The organism is [Clostridium] symbiosum (genome assembly GCA_036419695.1).
GTDB classification, from domain to species: Bacteria; Bacillota; Clostridia; order Lachnospirales; family Lachnospiraceae; genus Otoolea; species Otoolea symbiosa_A.
This window is the reverse complement of sequence record CP143946.1, coordinates 1,707,018-1,727,500: the sequence shown is the minus strand read 5'-3', so window position 1 is coordinate 1,727,500 and position 20,483 is coordinate 1,707,018. Positions and strand designations below refer to the sequence as shown.

The following is a 20,483-nucleotide window of genomic DNA, read 5'->3' as shown; positions in this document are numbered from 1 at the left end:
CGGTTGGTTCCTTAATAATAAGAAATAACAGCACTAAACCGCACTGAAATCCGCATCCTTTTCCGTGTTTATTTTCCCCCTGTCTCCGGCACTTAAAAGCGTCGCAAAGCGTCGATAAAGTGTCGATACCTCCTAGGATCGGAATATGACTAAACATCCGGTTCTTTTCGTTATTTTATCGACGGCTTCATAATATACTAAGTAAAAACTATAGGAGGTTTTACTTATGTGGGAAATTATTAGTAACCCGGTTACGCTCTCAGTCATCGTGATGTGCGTGCTGTGTCTGTGTAAGCTCAATGTTATTTTGTCGTTGCTTATCTCAGCCATGGTGGCAGGATTTGCGGCTGGCATGGGACCGGCCGACATTATGGGGGGAATCATTACGGGCCTTAACGGCAACGGAACAAATGCCATAGCATATCTGCTTCTGGGAACATTTGCCGCCGCCCTGGCTCAAACCGGCCTTGCAACAATTCTGGCCAGGTGGATTGCATCGGTTGTTAAAGAGCGCAAATGGATTTTGCTGCTGACGCTTGTTTTCTGCGCTGCTATCTCAGGAACCATTATTCCTGTACATATCGCTTACATCCCGGTTCTCTTTCCACCGCTGCTTTTAATGATGAACAAGATGAAAATCGACCGTCGTCAGGCTGCCTGTGTGACTGAGTTCGGTCTGGTAGCGCCTTATGTTACCATTCCTCTTGGATATGGTGTTATCTTTCAGGGCATCGTAGCCGAGAATATGACAGCTAACGGTATGCCGATGCAGATGATCGAAGTGTGGCCGCATACAATTATTCTTGGCGGTGGTATGCTCTGCGGTCTGATCGCCTCATGGTGGTTCTTCCGTAAACCGAGAGATTATCAGGATATCGCTCTGGAGGGAGTATCTCTGGAAGGTGAAGCGATCCACATGAACAAAGACCATATCGTATCTTTAGTTGCCATTGCAGGCGTTTTATTCGGTCAGTTATATTGGGATTCCATGCCTCTGGGCGCACTGCTCGGAATCGTTATCATGATTCTCGGCGGCGCTATCAAGCTTAGAAACAGTGACGGAACAATCGCCGAAGGTATCCGGTTGATGGGTATGGTTTCATTTATCATGCTGATTGCAGGTGGTTACGCCTATGTAGTAAATCAGACAGGCGCCGTTGATACTCTGATCGATGCAACGCTGGCTATCTTGGGGAATAGCAAGGCAGTGTTCGTCGCTATACTGATTATTATCGGTCTTCTGATCACCATGGGTATCGGAACTTCTTTCGGAACAATTCCTGTTATTGCTCTGTTCTATGTTCCGATGTGTATGAAAATGAATATGAGCCCTGGAGCTACCGCTTGTCTTATTGCATGTGCAGCCGCTCTGGGTGATGCCGGTTCTCCTGCTTCGGACAGTACGCTGGGGCCGACATCCGGACTTAATGCAGATGGACAGCATGATCATATATGGGATACCTGTGTTCCAACATTCTTCTTCTACAATGTCCCGTTGGCGATTGCAGGATTCATCGGGGGAATGATCCTTTAATCTGAACTATTGAAAACTGAATATCGATAAGGCAATGAAGGCGCTCTACCTAAATTGCCATTCAACAACGAAAAGCACGCTTCGCGAACTTTTCATTGCCACTCAATAAAAACTGCGGCGGCTCATATATATGAGACGTCGCAGTTTTTATTATTTTTAGTAGTTTTCTTTCCTGATCTCAAAATAACTCTGTGCATATTTGCAGACAGGACATACTTCCGGAGCTTTCTTACCAATTACAAGGTGTCCGCAGATACGGCACTCCCACATACTCTCTTCCGCTTTCTCAAAGACCTGCTGCATCTCGACATTGTGAAGCAGCTTGCGGTAACGTTCCTCATGGGATTTCTCGATGGCTCCCACCTTTCTGAAGAGCTCCGCCATCTCCGGGAAACCTTCCTCGTCCGCATCCTTTGCAAAACGGTCGTACATATCAGTCCATTCGTAATTCTCACCTTCTGCGGCTGCCAGCAGGTTCTGCGCGGTTGTTCCCAGATGTCCGAGCGCCTCAAACCAGAGTTTTGCATGTTCCTGCTCGTTTCTGGCTGTCTTTAAGAAAATGTCGGCTAACTGCTCGTAGCCCTCTCTCTGGGCAATCATGGCGAAATATGTATACTTATTCCTTGCCTGGCTCTCGCCTGCAAAACCTTCCATCAGGTTCTTCTCCGTCTTGGTTCCCGCATATTTATTTTCCGGGTTCTCCGCCTTTTCTTCGATCTTCTCAAATACGGAGGCCGGCTGATGACATACCGGACAGGTAAATCCTTCCGGAAGCTCTCCCTCATGGATGTATCCGCAGATTGTACAACGGTATTTTACTGAACTGTTCATATTTTTTCCTCCTAAATCTTCACTTCTGTCTCTGTAGCCGGTATGCAGCATCTGCTCCGCCAGCTCACTGAGCGGTTCCTTGTAAAATTCTTTATAAAGTTCAATGATTTCCCGGTTCTCATGACTGGTGCGCAGTTCCATGCCGCTGTCCTTCCGGTACAGGCCGGCAATCCTCTTCTTCCGCAGTTCATCGCCCTTTAACAGCGTGCCCTTCGGCTGTCCGCCGCCTCCGATGCATCCTCCGGGGCAGGTCATCACTTCTATGAAATGGTATTCTTTACCGCCATTTTTTATTCTCTCAATAAATCGGGAGGCAGCCTTTGTTCCGTAAATAACGGCTACATTCACTTCGATTCCCTTTATGGTCACCTGGGCCTCCTTGACGTCCTCCATTCCCCTCACCGGCTCCAAATCGTAAAGTGCAGCCGGAGCTTTCTCACCGGTAATATATTCATACGCAGTCCGCAGGGCCGCTTCCATAACGCCTCCGGTATTGCCGAAAATCACGCCGGCTCCCGACGCTTCACCCATCAGCCTGTCATAGGACGAATCCTCAAGTGCGGCAAAATCAACGTCTTCTTCCTTCGCCCACTTTGCCAGCTCCCTAGTCGTAATCACGTAGTCCATATCGCGCATATCTTCAATGCCCAAATACTGTGCCGCCGCATTCATCTCTTCCCTGCGAATTTCAAATTTCTTCGCGGTACACGGTGTTACGGCTACATTGACTATCTTCCTCGGATCAATTCCCATCTTCTTTGCAAAATATGTCTTGACCGTCGGTCCCTGCATTCCGATTGGACTTTTGGCCGTCGACAGATGAGACAGCATATCCGGATGATAGATTTCCGCATATTTCACCCAGGATGGACAGCAGCTTGTGAACTGGGGAAGCGGCCTGGTCTTCTTTGTAATGCGTTCGATTAACTCACTGGCTTCCTCCACGATTGTAAGATCTGCGGCAAAATTGGTATCCAGCACATAGGAGGCTCCCAGTTTCCGAAGAAGGGCGACCATCTTTCCCTGGACAAAACTTCCGTCTTCCATGGCAAACTCTTCACCCAGCGAAATCCTCACCGACGGCGAGGTGTTGAATATTACTATCTTCTCCGGATCCAGAATCGCTTTTTTAACATCGTGATATTCGTATTTCTCCGTGATACTGGACACCGGACAGACATTGGCACACTGGCCGCAGTTGATACAGACCGCCGTTCCACCCGTCTGTTCCAGCGTGTAAGTCCCGTGGACTCCTATGTAGTCCGTACAGATATCTCTGCACTGGCCGCATTTGATACAGAGCTCTTCATCTCTGCAGATAGACGGGTTGTCTTTCTCAATCGGTACGCGCACGTTCATTGGTAAATGATTCATCTACACCTCCTGATATTCATGGAAACGTTCGTGACGTTTCAAAACAATAATGATTACTATTTTTATTTTACCATAATTTTCTTGTTTGTCAAGTAACCTTTTTCCATTCTGAATTTTTTATTTGAACCAAATATTATTGGTTCCCTCCGGCAGCCATGTTTTCCATTTCACTTCCCTTCTTGCCGTGCACTCCTCCCAGCTCATTATAGAGCGTAAATCCGAGAATCATAAGGCCTCCCGCAATCTGCATCAGGCTCATCGTTTCCCCCATCACAAATATCGACATGAAACATGCCACCAGGGGATCGATGTAGCTCAGAATTGCCGCCTCCTGGCCTTTCAGATCTTTTAATGAGGAAAAATAAAGGCAGTATCCGACTCCGGTATGTACCACTCCCAGAATAAGGAGGTTCAATATGCCAAACGCTCCCGCCTCCGTCACGTGAAAGCCCGATTTCACCAGAACATACGGAAACATGACAATCACCCCGACGATAAACTGCAAAAATGTCCTGTCAATCCCCACTATGTCCGGCAGCGACTTATTGATGAGAATAATACCGGCATACAGAGCCGCGGCAGCCAGTCCATATCCGACGCCTGTTACATTGCTGCTGCCGCCTTCAAGGCCGCCCGCCGAAATCACCAGCACCAGTCCGGCCGTAGAAAAAATAAAGCAGATAATCTGGCGGAGGGAAGGCCTCTCATGAAACAGAAACGGACAGACCGCCGTCACAATCACCGGGGCAAAATAGTAGCTGAGCGTTGCCACGGAAACCGAAGTATAACGGTATGCCTCAAAAAGAAAAATCCAGTTAAAACCAATCATCACTCCGGATACCATCAGGAGAATCAGGCTTTTCTTACTGCCCGGAAGGTGGAACTTCCTGCCCCTGACAAGCTGCCAGGCAAAAATCACTGCAATTGCAATTGCGGCCCGAAAAAAAGCAATCTCCTCCGAGGAAAGAGGAATTTGCGCCACAAAAATACCGATGGTTCCAAAGGCTGCCATTGCCGTTACATTCATAAACTTTGCACTGCGTATTTTATGTTCCATTTCCGTTTCCGTCCTGCTTTCTGCTAAATTGTAAGAACTGCTTTGAATTGCTTTTTCTATTCTGAGTATATCACAGGGGGACCTTTTTTTCGACAGTTTATATTTTTATGATAATCCCCTTAACGGTTGACATCCGCCTTCTTCTGCTATACTATAAATCTATCATTAAATAATTAAGAAGAGGTGGTTAGAATCCGGCATACCGGGCGTCTTGCATTCACCGGCGCAGATATGGCTGGAACAGAGTAGATAAAATCAATTAAACAGGAAAAACGGCTGCCCCGGCAGTCCTGTTGTTATGCCTGATTTTGATTTTATTTTACTCTTACCCGTTTTTCTTCTCTTCCAGAAAAAGCTGCAGAGTAAAATCTGCGGCTTTTTGTATTACAGGAAATCCGCCTGCGATACAAAAGCGGGACGCCTGATTCTTATCATGAAAATTATAATGAAAATTTGAAAGGGGAATTTTTATGTTAGACAAACTGATGAAACTTTTAGAAAAGCCACCCGTTTACACAAAAATGGAGCATGCATTCTGGGATGACGATTATATCTCAGAGCAGATGCTCAAGGCTCATCTGGATCCCGACTTTGAGGGCGCCAGCAGAAATTTGAGGTTTATCGAACATTCGGCCGCCTGGATTAAAGATATCCTGCCGCCTTCCCGGTATCCTTTCCTCCTCGACGTGGGCTGCGGACCTGGAATCTATGCCGAACTTTTTTCCTCGGCAGGATACCGCGTCACCGGAATCGACTTTTCAAGACGGTCGATCGGCTATGCCAAAGCTTCGGCTGAACGGCGCGGTTTAGACATCCGTTATCTGTGCCTAAATTATCTGAAGATGGATTTTGAGAAAACGTTTGATGCCGCCACGATGATCTATTGTGACTATGGAGTGCTTTCTCCCGCGGACAGGCGGAGTCTGCTTAGAAATGTTTACCGCAGCCTGAGGCCCGGGGGCAGATTTCTGCTGGATGTATTCTCTATGGCTGCATTTGACCGTTTCAAAGAAGGGCAGACCTGGGAGGTTTGTGAAAACGGCGGGTTCTGGTGCGGGTCAAAGTACGCTGCCCTGAATGGGGCCTGCAAATACCCGGACGGTGTGACGCTGGAACAGACTGCGGTTATCTCGGAGCGGGAAACGGCGGTTTATTATCTGTGGAATACGTATTTTACGGTAGAAACTCTGGCAGCGGAGGCGGCCGGAGCCGGTTTTAAGGTCTGCGGCAGGTACGGTGATGTGACAGGTTCTCCCTGTCAAAAAGACGCCCCAACCATTGCGGTTCTGTTGGAGCGTCCCTGAGACACGGTTTTATTTGTCATAAAGGAATTTTTCAGGCAGTTCCAGCCGGAACACCTCTGCCATATCCTTAAAATCCTGTACCGACGGGATCTGCCGCTTTTCCTTTGTCACGGACAGTACCTTGATAAGCATCTCTGCGGCTTTTTCCACGGTATGCATTAAACCGAAGGTGTTGTCTAAGCTGTCCCCGGCCGCAAAGAGGCCGTGCTGCGCCCAGAGCACCACATCGTATTCCTCCATCATGCTGCAGGTCAGTTCCGCTATCTTTGCCGTACCTGGAACCATCCATGGGAGCACGCCCATTCCCGAAGGAAATGTCATCGCACACTCCGGTTCCATCTCCCAAAGTTCCCTCGTGAATATCTCATCCTTCAGAGGGAGAATAAACGAAAGAGCGATGATATTGGCCGGGTGGGCGTGGTAAATCACGCGGTATCTTCCGTCCGTCACCCTTTTCTTAACGGCCTGGTTCATCAGGTGCGCCGGCAGTTCGCTGGTGGGGCTGCCGCCCCCAGCCAGTCCCCATACAATCCGGTAGGAGCCTCCGTCTTTGCCTATTTCTATCATTCCGAAGGAATCTTCCGGGTCAAGCGTCATGTTGCGCATGAATTTTCCGCTTCCTGTCACATATAAAAAGTCCCCCGCCAGTTCCGGGACGTTCACCGGAAGCTTAGTCCAGGCGCCATCCATTTTCAGCTCCTCCCGTACCTCAGCCACTTCCTCCTCCGTCAGACGGAAGCTTAAGTTCCCACCATGGCATTCATGCCAGCCGAGCCTCCAGCCGTCATCCGACATTCTGATAAACCCTTTAGCCGCATTGCTGTCCAGTACCTTCATTCTCTTTCCTCCTGTTTCCGTTCTCCCGAAAAATTTACTATCCTGAATCATCATTTTAACTTTAAACTTCCGGCCGCTTCCGCGGCAGATACTTCTTTATCTCAAACGATGATGCGGCGCATGCCTGCGCTTCTTCCAGATCCGTAAATACGCCGTCCGCCATCATTTGCGCCATAATATTTCCTGCTGCCGTAGCTTCCGCCGGTCCGGCCAGAACCGGGACTCCGGCATAGTCTGCCGTGAGCTGGTTCAGGTATCCGGCATTGGAACCGCCGCCGACAATGCGGATCTCCGTACATGCCTCCCCGGTCACCGTTTCAAGTTCTTCCCGAATCGCGGCATAGGATTTTGCCAGGCTCCGGTATACAACCGCTGCCAGTTCCCCTGGCGTTTCCGGTATCTGCTGTCCCGTTCTTTCGCAGAATCCCGTCACCGCCTTTACCATACTCTCCGGCGACAGGAATTCATCGCTGTTACAGTCCACAACGGAATCAATCCCCGTTCCCTCCGCCTCTGCACACAATGCCTCAAATGACATTTCAGGAGCTGCTTCTTTCCTTATATTCTGTATCATCCACAGTCCCATACTGTTTTTGAGAAGCAGGTTCTTCCCCCCAAATCCGCCCTCGTTGGTAAATTTAAGGCTTCTTCCGGCTTCACAGATGACCGGCTCCTCCGTTATCATCCCCATCAACGACCAGGTCCCGGAACTGATGACGGCTCTCGTTTTCCCTTTGCCGCACTCCGGCAAAACCATCAGGGCGGAGGCCGTATCATGGGTGGCGGGAAGGAGCACATCACAGTCAAACCCCACCTTTTCTTTCACTTCATCCCTCAGTCTCCCCAGCCGTTCTCCCGGCATTTTGACCGGTAAAAGAAAATGGTCCGGTATCCCCAGCTTTGCGGCCAGCTCCCGGTCCCAGTCCTTTTTCTTTGGATCGAGGAGCTGGCTTGTAGAAGCGTTCGTATATTCCTGCACTTTCCGGCCTGTCAGATAGTAGCAAAAGTAATCCGGAATCATGAGCATACACCCGGCCTGCCGGAGGAGTTCCGGCCTGTCCCGCCTGTCCGCCGCCAACTGGCAGAGCGTGTTGAATTCGGCCATCTGGATTCCCGTTCTCTTATAAAGTTCCTGTTCGGAAACATTGTCCCATATACTTCGGTAAATCCCCCGGGTCCTCCCGTCGCGGTGGTTTGCCGCATTCCCCAGAATCCGCCCTTCCCGGTCCAGAAACACATAATCTAATCCCCATGTGTCAATCCCCATGCAGGCCGGTATTTTCCCCGCATCCCGGCAGCGTTTCATTCCTTCTATAAGCTGCATCGTCAGGTATTCGATATCCCAGCACATCATATGATCCCTTATCACGGGGCTGTTGGAAAAACGGTAGACTTCCTGCATTCTAATCCTGCTACCGTCCCGGACAGCCAGGATGTGCCTGCCGCCGGACGCGCCGAAGTCTGCCGCCAGGTAATATTTTTTCTCAACTTCCTTCATCTTCTCCTCCCTTCCTCATGAACCGATGGGACCGCAGGCCGCTGAATGTCCGTATCAGCAAAGAGGCCGGTCATCATGACCGGCCTCGCTCCCGGCATGGATCCTCTCTCCGGCGCCACACCGCATCCTATCCTCTGCCGCGCTTATGCGCTTTACTCCTCCGTCCCCCCGGTTATGTACTGCAGGCCCTTTTGAATCCTCAGGTATTTGCCGTACTGCCTGTTACAGACCGCTGCCGCCTCTGGCTGGGGTTCAAAGCAGTTCTGGATTTTTACCGTTCCCTCCGATATCTGCTCCAGGGAGTCAAAACAGCCGCAGTGGTATGCCGCCAACAGGGCGATGCCGAAGGCCGGTCCTATCATTCCGTCCATCTGCTCGATGCGGATATTCAGCACATTGGCCAGAGTCTGCATCCACACCCGGCTCCTCGCGCCTCCGCCCACTACCTTCACGCTGCCGAACCGGCACAGGGGAAGGCGCATCTTTTCGGCCAGCTCCCGAAAGCTGAAGCAAAGTCCCTCAATCACTGCATACAGCATATCGGAGCGGTCTGTCTCCGTGCTCAGTCCGATGAACGAGCCCCTGATATCAGGATCCGCATAGAGTGTCTTTTCCCCCATTAAATGAGGATAAAAAAGTACGCCGCTCCCCGCGGATTTCTCTACATCCACCAGCTTGTCCACCTCGGAATAATCCGCCTCCATGATTCCACGCACCCACCAGTCAAACGTACTTCCGTTGGACTGCACGGCCCCCTGGATCAGATAGGAGTAACTTTTATCGTCAAAGGAAAACAGAATCATCTTTCCCTTTGCATTGTCCCTGATTTCCGCCACAGGCATCATGAACACGCCCGATGTCCCCAGGGAAATGACGGGATAGCCCCGTCCCAGACAGCCCGTGGAGATGGCCGTCGCGGGATTGTCTCCCGTCCCGGTCAGGACCTCTGTCTCCCGGCTCAGGGAAAACCGCTCCGCAATTTCCTCCTTAAGCGTCCCGGCCGCAAGAACACTGCCCCGCACCTCCGGGTACATTCCCTCATCAAGGCCGATTAACTCCCTCATCTCGGGCGACCATTTCCGCGCCTTAATCTGGTAGAGGCAGGACGTGGAAGCCTCGCAGTAGTCCGTTCCATAATGACCGGTCAGACGGTACACAAGATAATCCGGACCAATCAGAAATTTCCTTATTTTCTTAAAATTTTCAGGCTCATTTTCCTTCAGCCAGTAGAGATTGGCCGCCGGACTTCCTGTGGAAATGGTTCTGGCCAGATATTCTCCCTCCGGAAAATCCCGAATCCGCTCTTTGAGTTCCGGAATCAGATCTTTCGTCCTGATATCGTTCCACATCAATGCGGGCCGGACCGATTTTCCCTCCTCGTCCAGAACGGCCAGCGTGTGCATCTGCCCCGTCACTCCAATCCCTCTGATCAGGCTCCGGTCACACTGCTCAAAAATCCGTTCCATGGCGTTCATCATACAGTCGTACCAAATTTCCGGATCGATTTCGCTGTAACCTCTCTCCGGCTGGGCTGCCTGATAGTCCTCCGTGATTTGTGCCAGCACATTTTTATTTCCGTCTATCAGTACCAGCTTCATTGCAGAGGTTCCTAAATCTATGCCTAAAAATGTCTGTTTTGTTTGTTCCATACTGCAATCCACCTTTACGGACGGCGGCAGAGAAAACGTCTGTTTTTGTCTCCCGCCGTCATCAAATGATTAGTTTTCGTTAATCATCGTGACCAGTTCCCTGGCCTTTCTGCTTACATTTTCAACTGATTCAACGCTCAGATGAATTACGTCGTGCTCATTGTGATTCGCCTCATAAGCCTCGCCAAATGTGCGTATGTATTCTTTTCTCAAATCCGAACCATAGTTAATCTTAATCAGGCCGTGTTTCTTAGCCTCCCAGATTACCTCCTTCGGGATTCCCGAACCGCCGTGAAGTACCAGCGGAACGGAAGAAACTTCATTGATTTTTGCAAGAAGCGGAATATCTATCTGGGGATTCAGGCACAGTCCATGGACATTGCCCACGGATACGGCCAGGGTATCGCAGCCCGTCTGTTCCACAAAGTCGGCCACCATCGCCGGGTCTGTCTTGCACTCCGCTTCATTTACCACATCCTCTTCTTTCCCCTGGAGGGCGCCGAGCTCCGCCTCCACCGGAATACCGTAGAAATGGCAGTATTCTGCGGCGCGGCGGCACTCTTTTACATTTTCCTCAAACGGTAAGTGGGAGGCATCAATCATGATGGAGGTGAATCCGGCATCCACGCATGCCTTAACATCTTCAAAGGACTTGCCGTGATCCAGGTGAAGCCCGATCGGCGTTTCCGAATTTTTAACGGCATCCTGCGCTATCATGGCAATGACACGCGGGTTGGAAAGCCGCAGGTTATTGGAGGATATCTGAATATATCCAGGCAAATTTGCCTCCTGCAGTCCTCTTGCAATCGCATAGGTCATTTCCAGGTTGGTCGTGTTAAACGCCGGTAATACATGATGATATTTCTTGGCAAATTCCATAAGGTCAAAACCATTTACAAGTTTCATAATTCTCTCCTCCGTCTTTCTTTTTTATCTCGTTTTCGGGTTGTCACTTGAAGTCATACATTCTTTCATACAGAATTTTGTATTTCGCGAATTTTTCCATATAGTACTCATGCATGGCGGGATCGGGTGAAAATTCTTTTCTAATCTTTACGGCCCTTCTGATTCCTTCTTCCAGGGAAGTGTAGGCCCCCGTACCCGATGCGGCCATCAGCATGCAGCCCAAGGTTCCCGATTCCTCATTTTCCAGTGAAAAGACCTTCATATTGAATATATCGGCCCGGATCTGGAGGGTCAGTTCGGAGGCTGCGCCTCCTCCCGTCGCCACGATGCGGCTCATCTTTGTCCCCAGCGTTTTGAAGCGCTCATAGGACAGATACATCTGGAAGGCCATTCCCTCCAGAATCGCCCGGTAGATTTCTTCCGCCCTTGTATGGATGGTAAGGCCGGTGATGGTTCCTCTGGCGTCCATGGAAAGATCCGGGTTTCCGGATGAACCGAACTGCGGGAGCACCATGACGTCCGTACGGATATCCTTTACGGCTTTGTCGATGCAGGAATAGAAATTCTCTCCCTTTGCATCGCACTCCATCTTAAATCCTTTTAAAATGTTGTCCCTCGCCCAGTTTTTAAGCGCTCCGCAGGTCGTCACCTCCAGGCTTGAAAGGTAAGTCCCCGGCAGGATATAGGGGATGCAGGTAAAATCATTTTCTATCATATAAGGCGTCATCATGGCCTCCGGAAGCATTGTGAACAGGAACTCACACGTTCCCATCCCGCATTCTCCCGCCCCGCTCGCACACAGGCCGCTTCCCAGGGCCGCGCAGCTCTGGTCGTGGCCCCCGACCACCAGTTTCATGTCGGGATTTAGATGAAGCTCCTTTGCCACTCCGGGAAGTATCGTCCCAATCACGGTACACGGTTTCACCGGCGTTGACATCTGTTCCTTCCTGATTCCCGCAAGGCTTAACAGTTCTTCCGACCAGTCCATCTTTCTGATGTCGAAGGCCATGCTGCGGGCCGCCGAGGAATAGCTCACCATTCGTTTCCCGGTCAGCATATATCCGACAAAGTCTTCATAGTAAAGAATGGCGTCCGCCTTTTTCACCGCGTCCGTATTCCGGTTCAGCCACATGTATTTGGGAAGGCCGTAAAGCTCGTTGGGAGGCAGGCCGGTAATTTCAAAGATTCGCTGCGCCCCCATTGTTTCTATAATTTCTTCCGTCTCTTTAATTCCTCTGGAATCGCCCGTCAGCATGGAATTGGCCAGGGCTTTCCCCTCTTTGTCAAGGCAGACCACGGATTCTCCAAGGCTCGTGACGGCCATGGCCTCTATCGTTTCAGGACAGCGCTCTCCCACTTCACGGAGCACCTCTTTTACATTTTTCATGACGGTCTCCGGATTCAGTTCCCTGTGCCCGCCGCCGCCCAGCTCCTCATACGTTCTGGAAGCTGTAAAAAGTACGTTCCCATCCAGGTCATAGACCAGCATCTTACTTCCGCTGGTTCCGACATCCAGTCCTGCAAATGCCATAGTATCTCCTTTTTATGAATTGCCTTTTATTACTGCTGTTTGGAGCGGCTCTTCTTAAACACGTCGATGACCACAGCTACCATGATGATGATTCCCTTGAATACGCCCTGCCAGAAGGAGTTGATTCCCATCAGATTGAGGCCGTTTGTGATAACGCCGATGATCAGAATACCGATAAAGGTGCCGCCCACGGTTCCTACGCCGCCCGACATGCTCGTTCCGCCGATTACAACGGCCGCGATGGCATCCATCTCAAATCCGTTGCCCAGTGTCGCCGCCGCCGAACCGAGACGGGCCGACCACACGATTCCACCCACGCCGCAGAGCAGGCCGATGAGGATGTAGGGAAGCATGTTGTATTTCTTTACATTGACGCCGGAGTATTTCGCCGCCGTCTTGTTGCCGCCCAGCGCATAGATATAATACCCAAACCGTGTCTTATTTAATAAAATCCAGGTTGCAATCAGAATAACAGCTGCATAAATAATAATGATTGACACTCCTCCCAGGTTCGTATTGCCGAGTCCCGTATAGGTGGCGTTGCGTACACGGATTGTCACGCCGCCGGAGATAATCTCGGTGAGCCCGCGGCCAATACACTGCGTCGCCAGCGTGGCGACGAATGCGGGAACCTGCAGATAGGCGATGGCAAAACCGTTGATGGTTCCCACCAGGGCGCCCACCGCCAGGCAGCTTAGTACGGTTACCCATACCGGCGCATTTAAGTTGGTAATCATATAGGCGCCGATCACGCCCGTAAGGCCGACGGTGGAACCGACGGAAATATCAATCTCTCCCATCAGAATCGCAAGCAGCATGCCGCAGCAGATGATTGCGTTAACCGAGTTGGATTTTAAAAGGTTTAAAAGGTTCGATGACGTTAAAAACTTCGGTGTGGAAACCGAAACGATGATGATAAGCAGGATCAGACCGATGATCGTTCCGATATTACGCTTCAGATAAGCAGAGCCTGTGAATGGAACTCCCAGTTCCTTCTTTTTTTCCATAGTTGTACCTCCTAAAAATTTTCCTTATTCTCTGTTTGTTGCATACGTCATCATGGATTCCTGGGAGAATTCTTCCTCGGACAGTTCGCCGGTGATTTTTCCCTCGCACATGACATAGCATCTGTTGCACATATTGATAATCTCCGGGAGTTCCGAAGAAACCATAATAATCGAAACGCCGCTTGCCGCCAGCTCGTCGATGATGGCGTATATCTCCGCCTTGGAGCCTACGTCGATGCCCCTCGTCGGCTCATCCAGGATAATGACCTTTGGATTCTTTGCCAGCCACTTGCTCAAAACCACCTTCTGCTGGTTGCCGCCGCTTAAGTTGCCGGCCAGCTGTTTGGCCGAAGTGATTTTAATGGAAAATTTCTTTCTGTAATCCTCCACCATCTTGTCCCAGTCCGCCTGTTTTACACCGACTCCTTTTATAAAATCGCTGAGGCAGACAAGGCCCATGTTGAACTTCACATCATTTTTGAGAATCAGCCCCTCGTCCCTTCTGTCCTCCGAGACATAGACGATGCCGTTGTCGATGGCGTCCTGGGGCCGCCGGATTTCCAGCTTTTTACCGTCCAGGAAAATCTCGCCGCCGGATTTCTGGTAAGCTCCGAATATGGTCTTCATCAGTTCCGTTCTCCTGGCCCCGACAAGGCCCGCGAACCCGACAATCTCGCCGTACCTGGCATGGAAATTCACGTCTTTGAAATACTTCTCATGCTCCAGACCCTTTACTTCGAGGGAAATCCCCTTGATCTCGTGTTTGTTTCTCGTATAGTAGCTGCTCAGTTCGCGGCCTACCATCATCTTGATCAGCTCATCTTTATCCGCCTCGGGCGTCGGGACGTCGCCAATCATCTTGCCGTCACGCAGGACCACGATCCGGTCGGTAATGGCGAAGAGTTCTTCCAGCCTATGGGAAATGTAGATAATTCCCACTCCTTTTTTCTTCAGCAGCCTGATAATGTCGAACAGCGTCTCCACCTCGCCCTGGGAAAGGGAGGAGGTCGGCTCATCCATGACCACGATTCTGGCCTCGGCCGACACGGCCTTGATAATCTCCACAAGCTGCTGCATACCGATGGACAAGTCCTCCACCAGCTGATCCGCCCGGAGGTTCAAGTGCAGATCGTCTATGACCTTCTGCGTCTCCTGTTCCATCTGTTTTGCATCGACAAGCCCGAATTTATCTTTGAGCTCACGCCCCATAAAAACATTTGCCGCAATTGTCCTGGCCGGCACCAGAATGATTTCCTGATGGATGATTCTGATTCCGTTCGCCCCCGCCACGGCGGCAGAATGTATATTTTTCAATTCTCCATTTATATGTATTTCGCCGGAATCCGCTTTGTAGATTCCGCCCAGTATCTTGATTAAGGTTGATTTACCGGCTCCGTTTTCACCGAGGATGGCTACCACTTCTCCCTCTCCGACAGAAAGGTTTACACCGGTCAGTACCACGTTTGAAGCAAATGCTTTTGTTATATTCTGCATCTGTAAGAGTTTTGTTTCGCCCATATGCTACCTCGTATTCCCTGAAATGATTCTATCTGCGTAACAGTTCAGACAGCATGAACTGTTACGGCATTCGGCTAATGAAATCGCTGCGCGATGAGCCGAATGCTTGCTGCCACTACCTTTTTGTACGGTCAGCGCAGTAAATGCGCAGACCTGTCTGAACTGTTCCTATCTGCACGTGACCTCTTTAGAGATTCTCTCCCACCTGTTTCACTGAATGATAAGTGGTCCGGCTCAAATCTTATTTTGAGCCGAACCACGTAATCAAAAACTCTGCTGTTACGGTTCATGCTTACAATCCCGTGGGGGCAGCACTGAAAGGTAACATATTTTACACGTCAGCCAATTCTATGTCATTTATCGTCTTTCTGTTACAAAATTGTTCTCTGTCTGACTGTGGTTAGTCAAGGGAATCCCATGCGTCAAGATCGTATTTATCGATATTGTCTGCCGTAATGCTGTAGGATTCGATGCTTGTGTTAAATGTAATTTCTTTTCCGTTTAAAAGGTCAACGGCTTCTTTGACTCCCATGTATCCCATGTATGTAGGTCTCTGAGCGGAGCTCTGTACCATTGTGCCGTCTTTGATGGCATGTTTTCCGATTGGAGCGCCGTCTTTGCCGAGGATATCGATGGTTCCTGTCTTGCCTGCTTCTTCAACCGCCTGTACTGCGCCTAAAGCGGATGTATCGTTGATTGCGTAGATTACGTCGATGTTGTCATGAGCCTGAAGTGCATCGGATACAACTTCGAATGCTGCGTCTGTGGCGCCTTTGCCTTCTACTACCTGAACTTCTACGAATGCATCCGGATTCTCTACGTTTTCTTTAATTCCCTGCCAGAATCCTTCTACGTTGATGATGCAGGATTCAGCTGTCTGAAGATGAACAATCAGAATGTTTGCTCCGTCCGGATGATGCTCTGCAACCCACTGGCCTGAAAGGTATCCAAGCTGTGTATTGTCGGAAGCGATGATTCCGTCAACCAGCTCGTAATCTTCTTCTTTAATAACGTTGTCTACGTTGATGACTTTTACGCCTGCGTCTTTACATGTCTGAAGTACGGTCTGTGCTCCTGCGGAATCGTATGGGATATATACGAGTGCGTTAATTCCACTTGCGATCATATCGTCAATCTGGGAAGCCTGTTTAGTCGGGTCGTTCTGCGGGTCAAAGTAAATCAGCTCGCATCCCAGTTCGTCACATGCCGTCTGAACACCTGTTAAAACTGCGGTGAAGTATTCGTTTGTCAATGTGTATGGAGAAAATCCGATTGTGTAATTCCCCTCCTTTGCCGCTTCCGAAACTGCCTCCGTCACTGCATCTGCAGCCGCCTCTGCTGTGGACTCTGCCGGAGCCGCCGTTGTTTCAGCCGCTTTCTGTCCGCCGCAGGCTGTCATGGAAAGCACCATTGCACCTGCTAAAATCACAGATAATAATTTTTTCATAAAAATATCCTCCTTCTCGCTTTTTTTGAATTAGCTGAGCTCTATTTGATTGTACGAACATATTAGCACATCGGTTTTTGTACTTCAATGCCAATTATGCCTAAATTTAAACGTCGATTTTTGTCATAATTGTACAGTTAGCGTTCGATTTTTTATTAGTTTTTGTTCTTTTATGTTCGATATTGAGTTTTTTTCCGAATCAAATGAGAACAGCTTGCGTTTCAAAGGGAATCGCCGGATTGTTTGATGTTCGTTTCAGTTCGTTTCATTCAGGGGAAATGATTGGTTTTGGGAGAAAAAAACAGAATTTTTTCGGTGCCGCAACACCGGAATAGGCTGGAAGAGGCCGGAAGTACGATGGTTACAGGCGGGCCGAGGTACGGTGGCAAGTACATAAGTGCAAAAAGCGCTGCGGGTACAGCCTGCAGCGCTTTCCTAAGGTTTTATCATTTAAATTTCGTGTTATTAATTGTTATTCTTTAACCTCTTATCTGTTCCCGTCCTGTTTATTGAAGCCGCTCTGTCATCCGTTACGCGATTATAACTTCCACATTATACTTTCTCAGCAGGTTCATTCCTTCCTCGTCGATCCCCGCGTCGGTGATTACCGCATCCACCTGGGAGAGGGCGGCAAATTCGTTTAGGTCGTAGGTGTTGAATTTGGATGAATCCGTCAGCAGGTAAATCCTCTTGGCCACGGAAAAAATAGAGCTTTTGAATCTGGCCTCCGGAGAGTATCCGTCATAGAGCCTCCCGTCCGTTCCGATGGCGGCGGCGCCGAGAAATGCCGTGTCGAGCTGGTACTTCCTGATCTGCTCTTCGGCCACACTGCCGGAGCTGCAATTGGTGATGCGAATCATCTCACCGCCCAGCATAATGACGGAGAGATTGTCGAAGGAAAGGGCGTGTTCCGCCACCTTCAGATGGTTTGTCACGATCACCGCCCGCGTCTCGTCATCCATATAGTTCAGAATGATTCTTGTCGTGGAGCCCGCATCAATGAAAATCCTCTGTCCGTTTTTGATAAGGGTGGCCGCTTTTGCCGCTATCTTCTCTTTGGCCTCTTTGTTGGAAATGCGCGATTCATCAAATGAAATCATCCTGACAACAGGCTGGTTCGCCATCAGCGCCCCTCCATGGGTCCTTGTAATATTGTACTGCCGGGCCAGAAGATTCAAATCCCTTCGCGCCGTCATCTCGGAAATTCCGAACCGCGCTGCCAGTTCATTCACCTCCACCTTATGCTGCTTCTGCAGAATGTCAAGTATGGCCAGACATCTTTCGCTCTTGTTCACGGGGGCACCATCCTTTTTCACAGTTTTTGTAATTTCCTACAGTCTGATACAATTATTATAACATTAAAACGAACATATTCAAGCATATATTCAGACACCGCTCTTTTCCTTCGTCCTGTGCCGGGCCGCAAGTTTCACCGCCTCATACCAGAAAACGGAAACCGCGGAAACCGCCACGGAAACGGCAAGCTGGCGTACCGTCAGCGGCTTCAGTTTCAGGAAGCTGCCTGCGGGCGAATAGAGGATCACCGCAGGCATGATGAGCATTCCCGCAAACGCCGCCTGCATCCCACGGTCTTTTAAAAGGCGAAACAGGGATCGGAATGCCGGTTCCGTGTCCGAACAGTTAACAAGCACCAGAAACAGGTTTGAAATCATGATGACCATCAGCCCCATGGAACGGGAAGCCGCCGCCTTTTCCGGGCTTCCTCCCATCCGGCAATAATAAACGGCAAAAGATGCCAGGGAAATCGCAAGCCCCTGAAGCACGCTTTTTACCAGCACATGGCGCGTCAGCAGCCGGCCGCATGACTCTCCCGGTTTCCGTTCCATAATCCCCTTCTCAGCAGGCTGGCGCTCCAGCACGATGGAACAGGTCGGATCGATAATCAGTTCCAGCAGCACGATATGGACGGGCAGCAGCATCTGGGCGTCCGGGGATGTTTTAAGAAGAGGCGGAAGGAGGGAGGTAAATATGATGGGCAGATGGATGGTGAGAATGTAACCGACGGCCCGGCGGATGTTATCATAGATACGCCGTCCGTCCCTGACGGTTTCCACGATCGTCGTAAAATTGTCGTCCATCAGAATCAGGTCGGCCGCTTCCCTCGATACTTCGCTTCCCCTCATCCCCATCGCGATTCCGATATCGGCGTACTTAAGGGCCGGGGCGTCGTTGACGCCGTCTCCCGTCATGGCCACCACCTCGCCGTTCTTTTTAAATGCCTTTACGATCCGCATTTTATGCTCCGGAATTACTCTTGAGAAAACGGACGATGTTTTCACCGCTTCACACAGCTCTTCCTCCGTCATCTGTGAAAGTTCATCCCCTGTGACGACAGCCCCGCTCTCAATTCCAATCTGTCCGGCCACCGAGGCCGCCGTCTCCCCGTTATCGCCTGTGATCATGACGACACGGATTCCGGCTTTCCGGCACACCTCAATATCATCCCGGATCCCCTCCCTCGGAGGATCGGAAAGACCGATCAGACCGCAGAGAGTAAGTTCCCAGCCCTCCGGTTCTTCAGGAATATCCTCTTCTCTCAGCGCCTCCCTGCCTGCCGCGGCTACCGCTATGACGCGGAGTCCCCCGGCGGCCATGGAGGCGCATTGTTTCAGGGCCTCCTCCTTCTTTCCACCGTCTTTATAGATGGCAATCACCTTCTCAGGTGAACCCTTCACCGCCGCCTCGAGACGGCCATGCCGCCGCCAAACGTGGCCCATGAGCTTTTTCCGGTTGTCAAAGGAGTATTCTTTCACAAGAGTCCCTTCAAACAGCTCTCTCTCGTTGATGCCGTTTTCCCGGCAGTATGCAAGCATCGCCTTCTCCATCGGATCATAGGCCTCTGGCTCGCATCCCATTCCCATGGACTTGAGGAGCTTTCTCCTGTCCCCCTCCACTGCCCAGGTTTCCTGTACGCTCATCTTATTCATCGTGAGCGTCCCCGTTTTGTCGCAGCAGAGGACGGTTACCGCCCCCAGCGTCTCCACGGACGGAAGGCGGCGCACAAGGGAATGCTTTTTCGCCAGCCTCCAGGCTCCCATGGAGAGAAACACCGTGAGCACCACCGGAAATTCCTCGGGAATCAGAGCCATGGCGAGCGTCACGCCCGACAGGACGCTCCGTGTTATCCTCTCCTGTATTCCGGTTCCTGGAAGATTCAGATAAGCAAAAACCACCGCCAGGAAAAACAGCACCGCCGCTATCACGGCACAGATCCGTACCAGCCCGGCTGTCTGACGCTGCAGCGGGGTCGGCTCCTCCGGCGCGGAGGCGACACCGAGGCCTATCTTTCCATATTCCGTGTTATTTCCCGTTTTTGTTACCCTTAAGACTGCGTTTCCCTGGGTGATGAGCGTCCCGGCATAGCAGAAGTTTCCGGCGCTGCCCGGGTTATCACTGCCCGGCGCCGTCTTCCAGACTCCTTCCGATTCACCGGTCAGCATGGATTCATCCACGCAGAAATCACTGCATGCAATAATTGCTGCGTCGGCCGGCACGCGGTCCCCCTCGCACAGGAAGAAGACGTCTCCCGGCACCAGTTCCTCGCCCTGAATGATCTGTTCCCTTTTATCCCGGAGCACTTTAACACGCGGCGCGTTCATCCGCTTCAGGGCGGCCAGCGTGCGGTCCGTTTTCCATTCCTGTATTACGTCAATCCCGACGACGCCCGTGATAAATACAAACATGACCGCCCCATCCCCCGGCTCTCCCAGGATGAAATATACAACCGCCGCGAAAAAGAGCAGGAGAAACATCGGTTCTTTCAAAATATGGACCGCTTTTTTTATAAATTTCCCTTTTCTTTCGGCTGTCAGCTCGTTTTTTCCAAATCGTTCCTGCAATACTGCAGCTTCGGCAGAGGTAAGCCCTGCCTGCTCTCTGTCTGTGTCTGCCATAGAAACCTCCTGATTCATGTGATATTGGTGAGTGCCCATCCCGATCGGATTCCTTTCCCATAGAATGAAAAAAGCA

At 50.6% G+C, this 20,483-nt stretch carries 14 protein-coding genes; 2 read left to right on the top strand and 12 right to left on the bottom strand.

Translation table 11 applies throughout. The features are described 5' to 3' along the window. The first annotated feature begins 226 nt into the window (after positions 1 to 226). On the top strand, positions 227 to 1,534 hold the full coding sequence (locus tag V3C10_08020; protein WVP63740.1) for a Na+/H+ antiporter NhaC family protein: 1,308 nt from the start codon (positions 227 to 229) through the stop codon (positions 1,532 to 1,534). Between the two features lie 156 nt (positions 1,535 to 1,690). Here the strand turns inward: V3C10_08020 and V3C10_08015 are convergent, their stop codons facing one another. Next, positions 1,691 to 3,739 (bottom strand): [FeFe] hydrogenase, group A, encoded by a 2,049-nt coding sequence (locus tag V3C10_08015; GenBank protein WVP63739.1) that lies wholly within the window; start codon positions 3,737 to 3,739, stop codon positions 1,691 to 1,693. 133 nt (positions 3,740 to 3,872) lie between these two features. Beyond that, a complete protein-coding gene (locus V3C10_08010; protein WVP63738.1) occupies positions 3,873 to 4,796 on the bottom strand; it encodes a DMT family transporter in 924 nt (307 codons plus the stop codon). Between the two features lie 470 nt (positions 4,797 to 5,266). On the opposite strand from V3C10_08010, the gene V3C10_08005 reads away from it, so the two are divergent. Further along, positions 5,267 to 6,100, top strand: a complete 834-nt coding sequence (locus tag V3C10_08005; GenBank protein ID WVP63737.1) for a class I SAM-dependent methyltransferase — start codon at positions 5,267 to 5,269, stop codon at positions 6,098 to 6,100. Positions 6,101 to 6,109: 9 nt separating this feature from the next. On the opposite strand, the gene rhaD is transcribed toward V3C10_08005, so the two are convergent. The 10 genes from rhaD to V3C10_07955 form a co-directional block, all read right to left on the bottom strand. Continuing rightward, a complete protein-coding gene (gene rhaD, locus V3C10_08000; protein ID WVP63736.1) occupies positions 6,110 to 6,937 on the bottom strand; it encodes a rhamnulose-1-phosphate aldolase in 828 nt (275 codons plus the stop codon). Positions 6,938 to 6,998: 61 nt separating this feature from the next. Further along, positions 6,999 to 8,435, bottom strand: a complete 1,437-nt coding sequence (locus V3C10_07995) for a rhamnulokinase family protein (protein ID WVP63735.1) — start codon at positions 8,433 to 8,435, stop codon at positions 6,999 to 7,001. 152 nt (positions 8,436 to 8,587) lie between these two features. Beyond that, the gene (gene xylB / locus V3C10_07990) at positions 8,588 to 10,084 is read right to left on the bottom strand and encodes a xylulokinase (protein WVP63734.1); all 1,497 of its coding nucleotides are present in this window, start codon (positions 10,082 to 10,084) and stop codon (positions 8,588 to 8,590) included. A 69-nt stretch (positions 10,085 to 10,153) separates the two neighbouring features. After that, complete coding sequence (locus V3C10_07985) at positions 10,154 to 10,990, bottom strand: class II aldolase (GenBank protein WVP63733.1); 837 nt, start codon at positions 10,988 to 10,990, stop codon at positions 10,154 to 10,156. A gap of 43 nt (positions 10,991 to 11,033) precedes the next feature. Next, complete coding sequence (locus tag V3C10_07980) at positions 11,034 to 12,521, bottom strand: FGGY-family carbohydrate kinase (GenBank protein WVP63732.1); 1,488 nt, start codon at positions 12,519 to 12,521, stop codon at positions 11,034 to 11,036. A gap of 29 nt (positions 12,522 to 12,550) precedes the next feature. Then, positions 12,551 to 13,528, bottom strand: a complete 978-nt coding sequence (locus tag V3C10_07975) for an ABC transporter permease (protein ID WVP63731.1) — start codon at positions 13,526 to 13,528, stop codon at positions 12,551 to 12,553. Between the two features lie 24 nt (positions 13,529 to 13,552). Continuing rightward, positions 13,553 to 15,046, bottom strand: a complete 1,494-nt coding sequence (locus V3C10_07970) for a sugar ABC transporter ATP-binding protein (GenBank protein WVP63730.1) — start codon at positions 15,044 to 15,046, stop codon at positions 13,553 to 13,555. 400 nt (positions 15,047 to 15,446) lie between these two features. Continuing rightward, a complete protein-coding gene (locus V3C10_07965) occupies positions 15,447 to 16,493 on the bottom strand; it encodes a substrate-binding domain-containing protein (GenBank protein ID WVP63729.1) in 1,047 nt (348 codons plus the stop codon). Between the two features lie 530 nt (positions 16,494 to 17,023). After that, the gene (locus tag V3C10_07960) at positions 17,024 to 17,788 is read right to left on the bottom strand and encodes a DeoR/GlpR family DNA-binding transcription regulator (protein ID WVP63728.1); all 765 of its coding nucleotides are present in this window, start codon (positions 17,786 to 17,788) and stop codon (positions 17,024 to 17,026) included. 90 nt (positions 17,789 to 17,878) lie between these two features. Further along, positions 17,879 to 20,407 carry a cation-translocating P-type ATPase gene (locus V3C10_07955; GenBank protein WVP63727.1) on the bottom strand — a complete coding sequence of 843 codons (2,529 nt, stop codon included), beginning with the start codon at positions 20,405 to 20,407 and terminating at the stop codon, positions 17,879 to 17,881. Between the last annotated feature and the right edge of the window lie 76 nt (positions 20,408 to 20,483).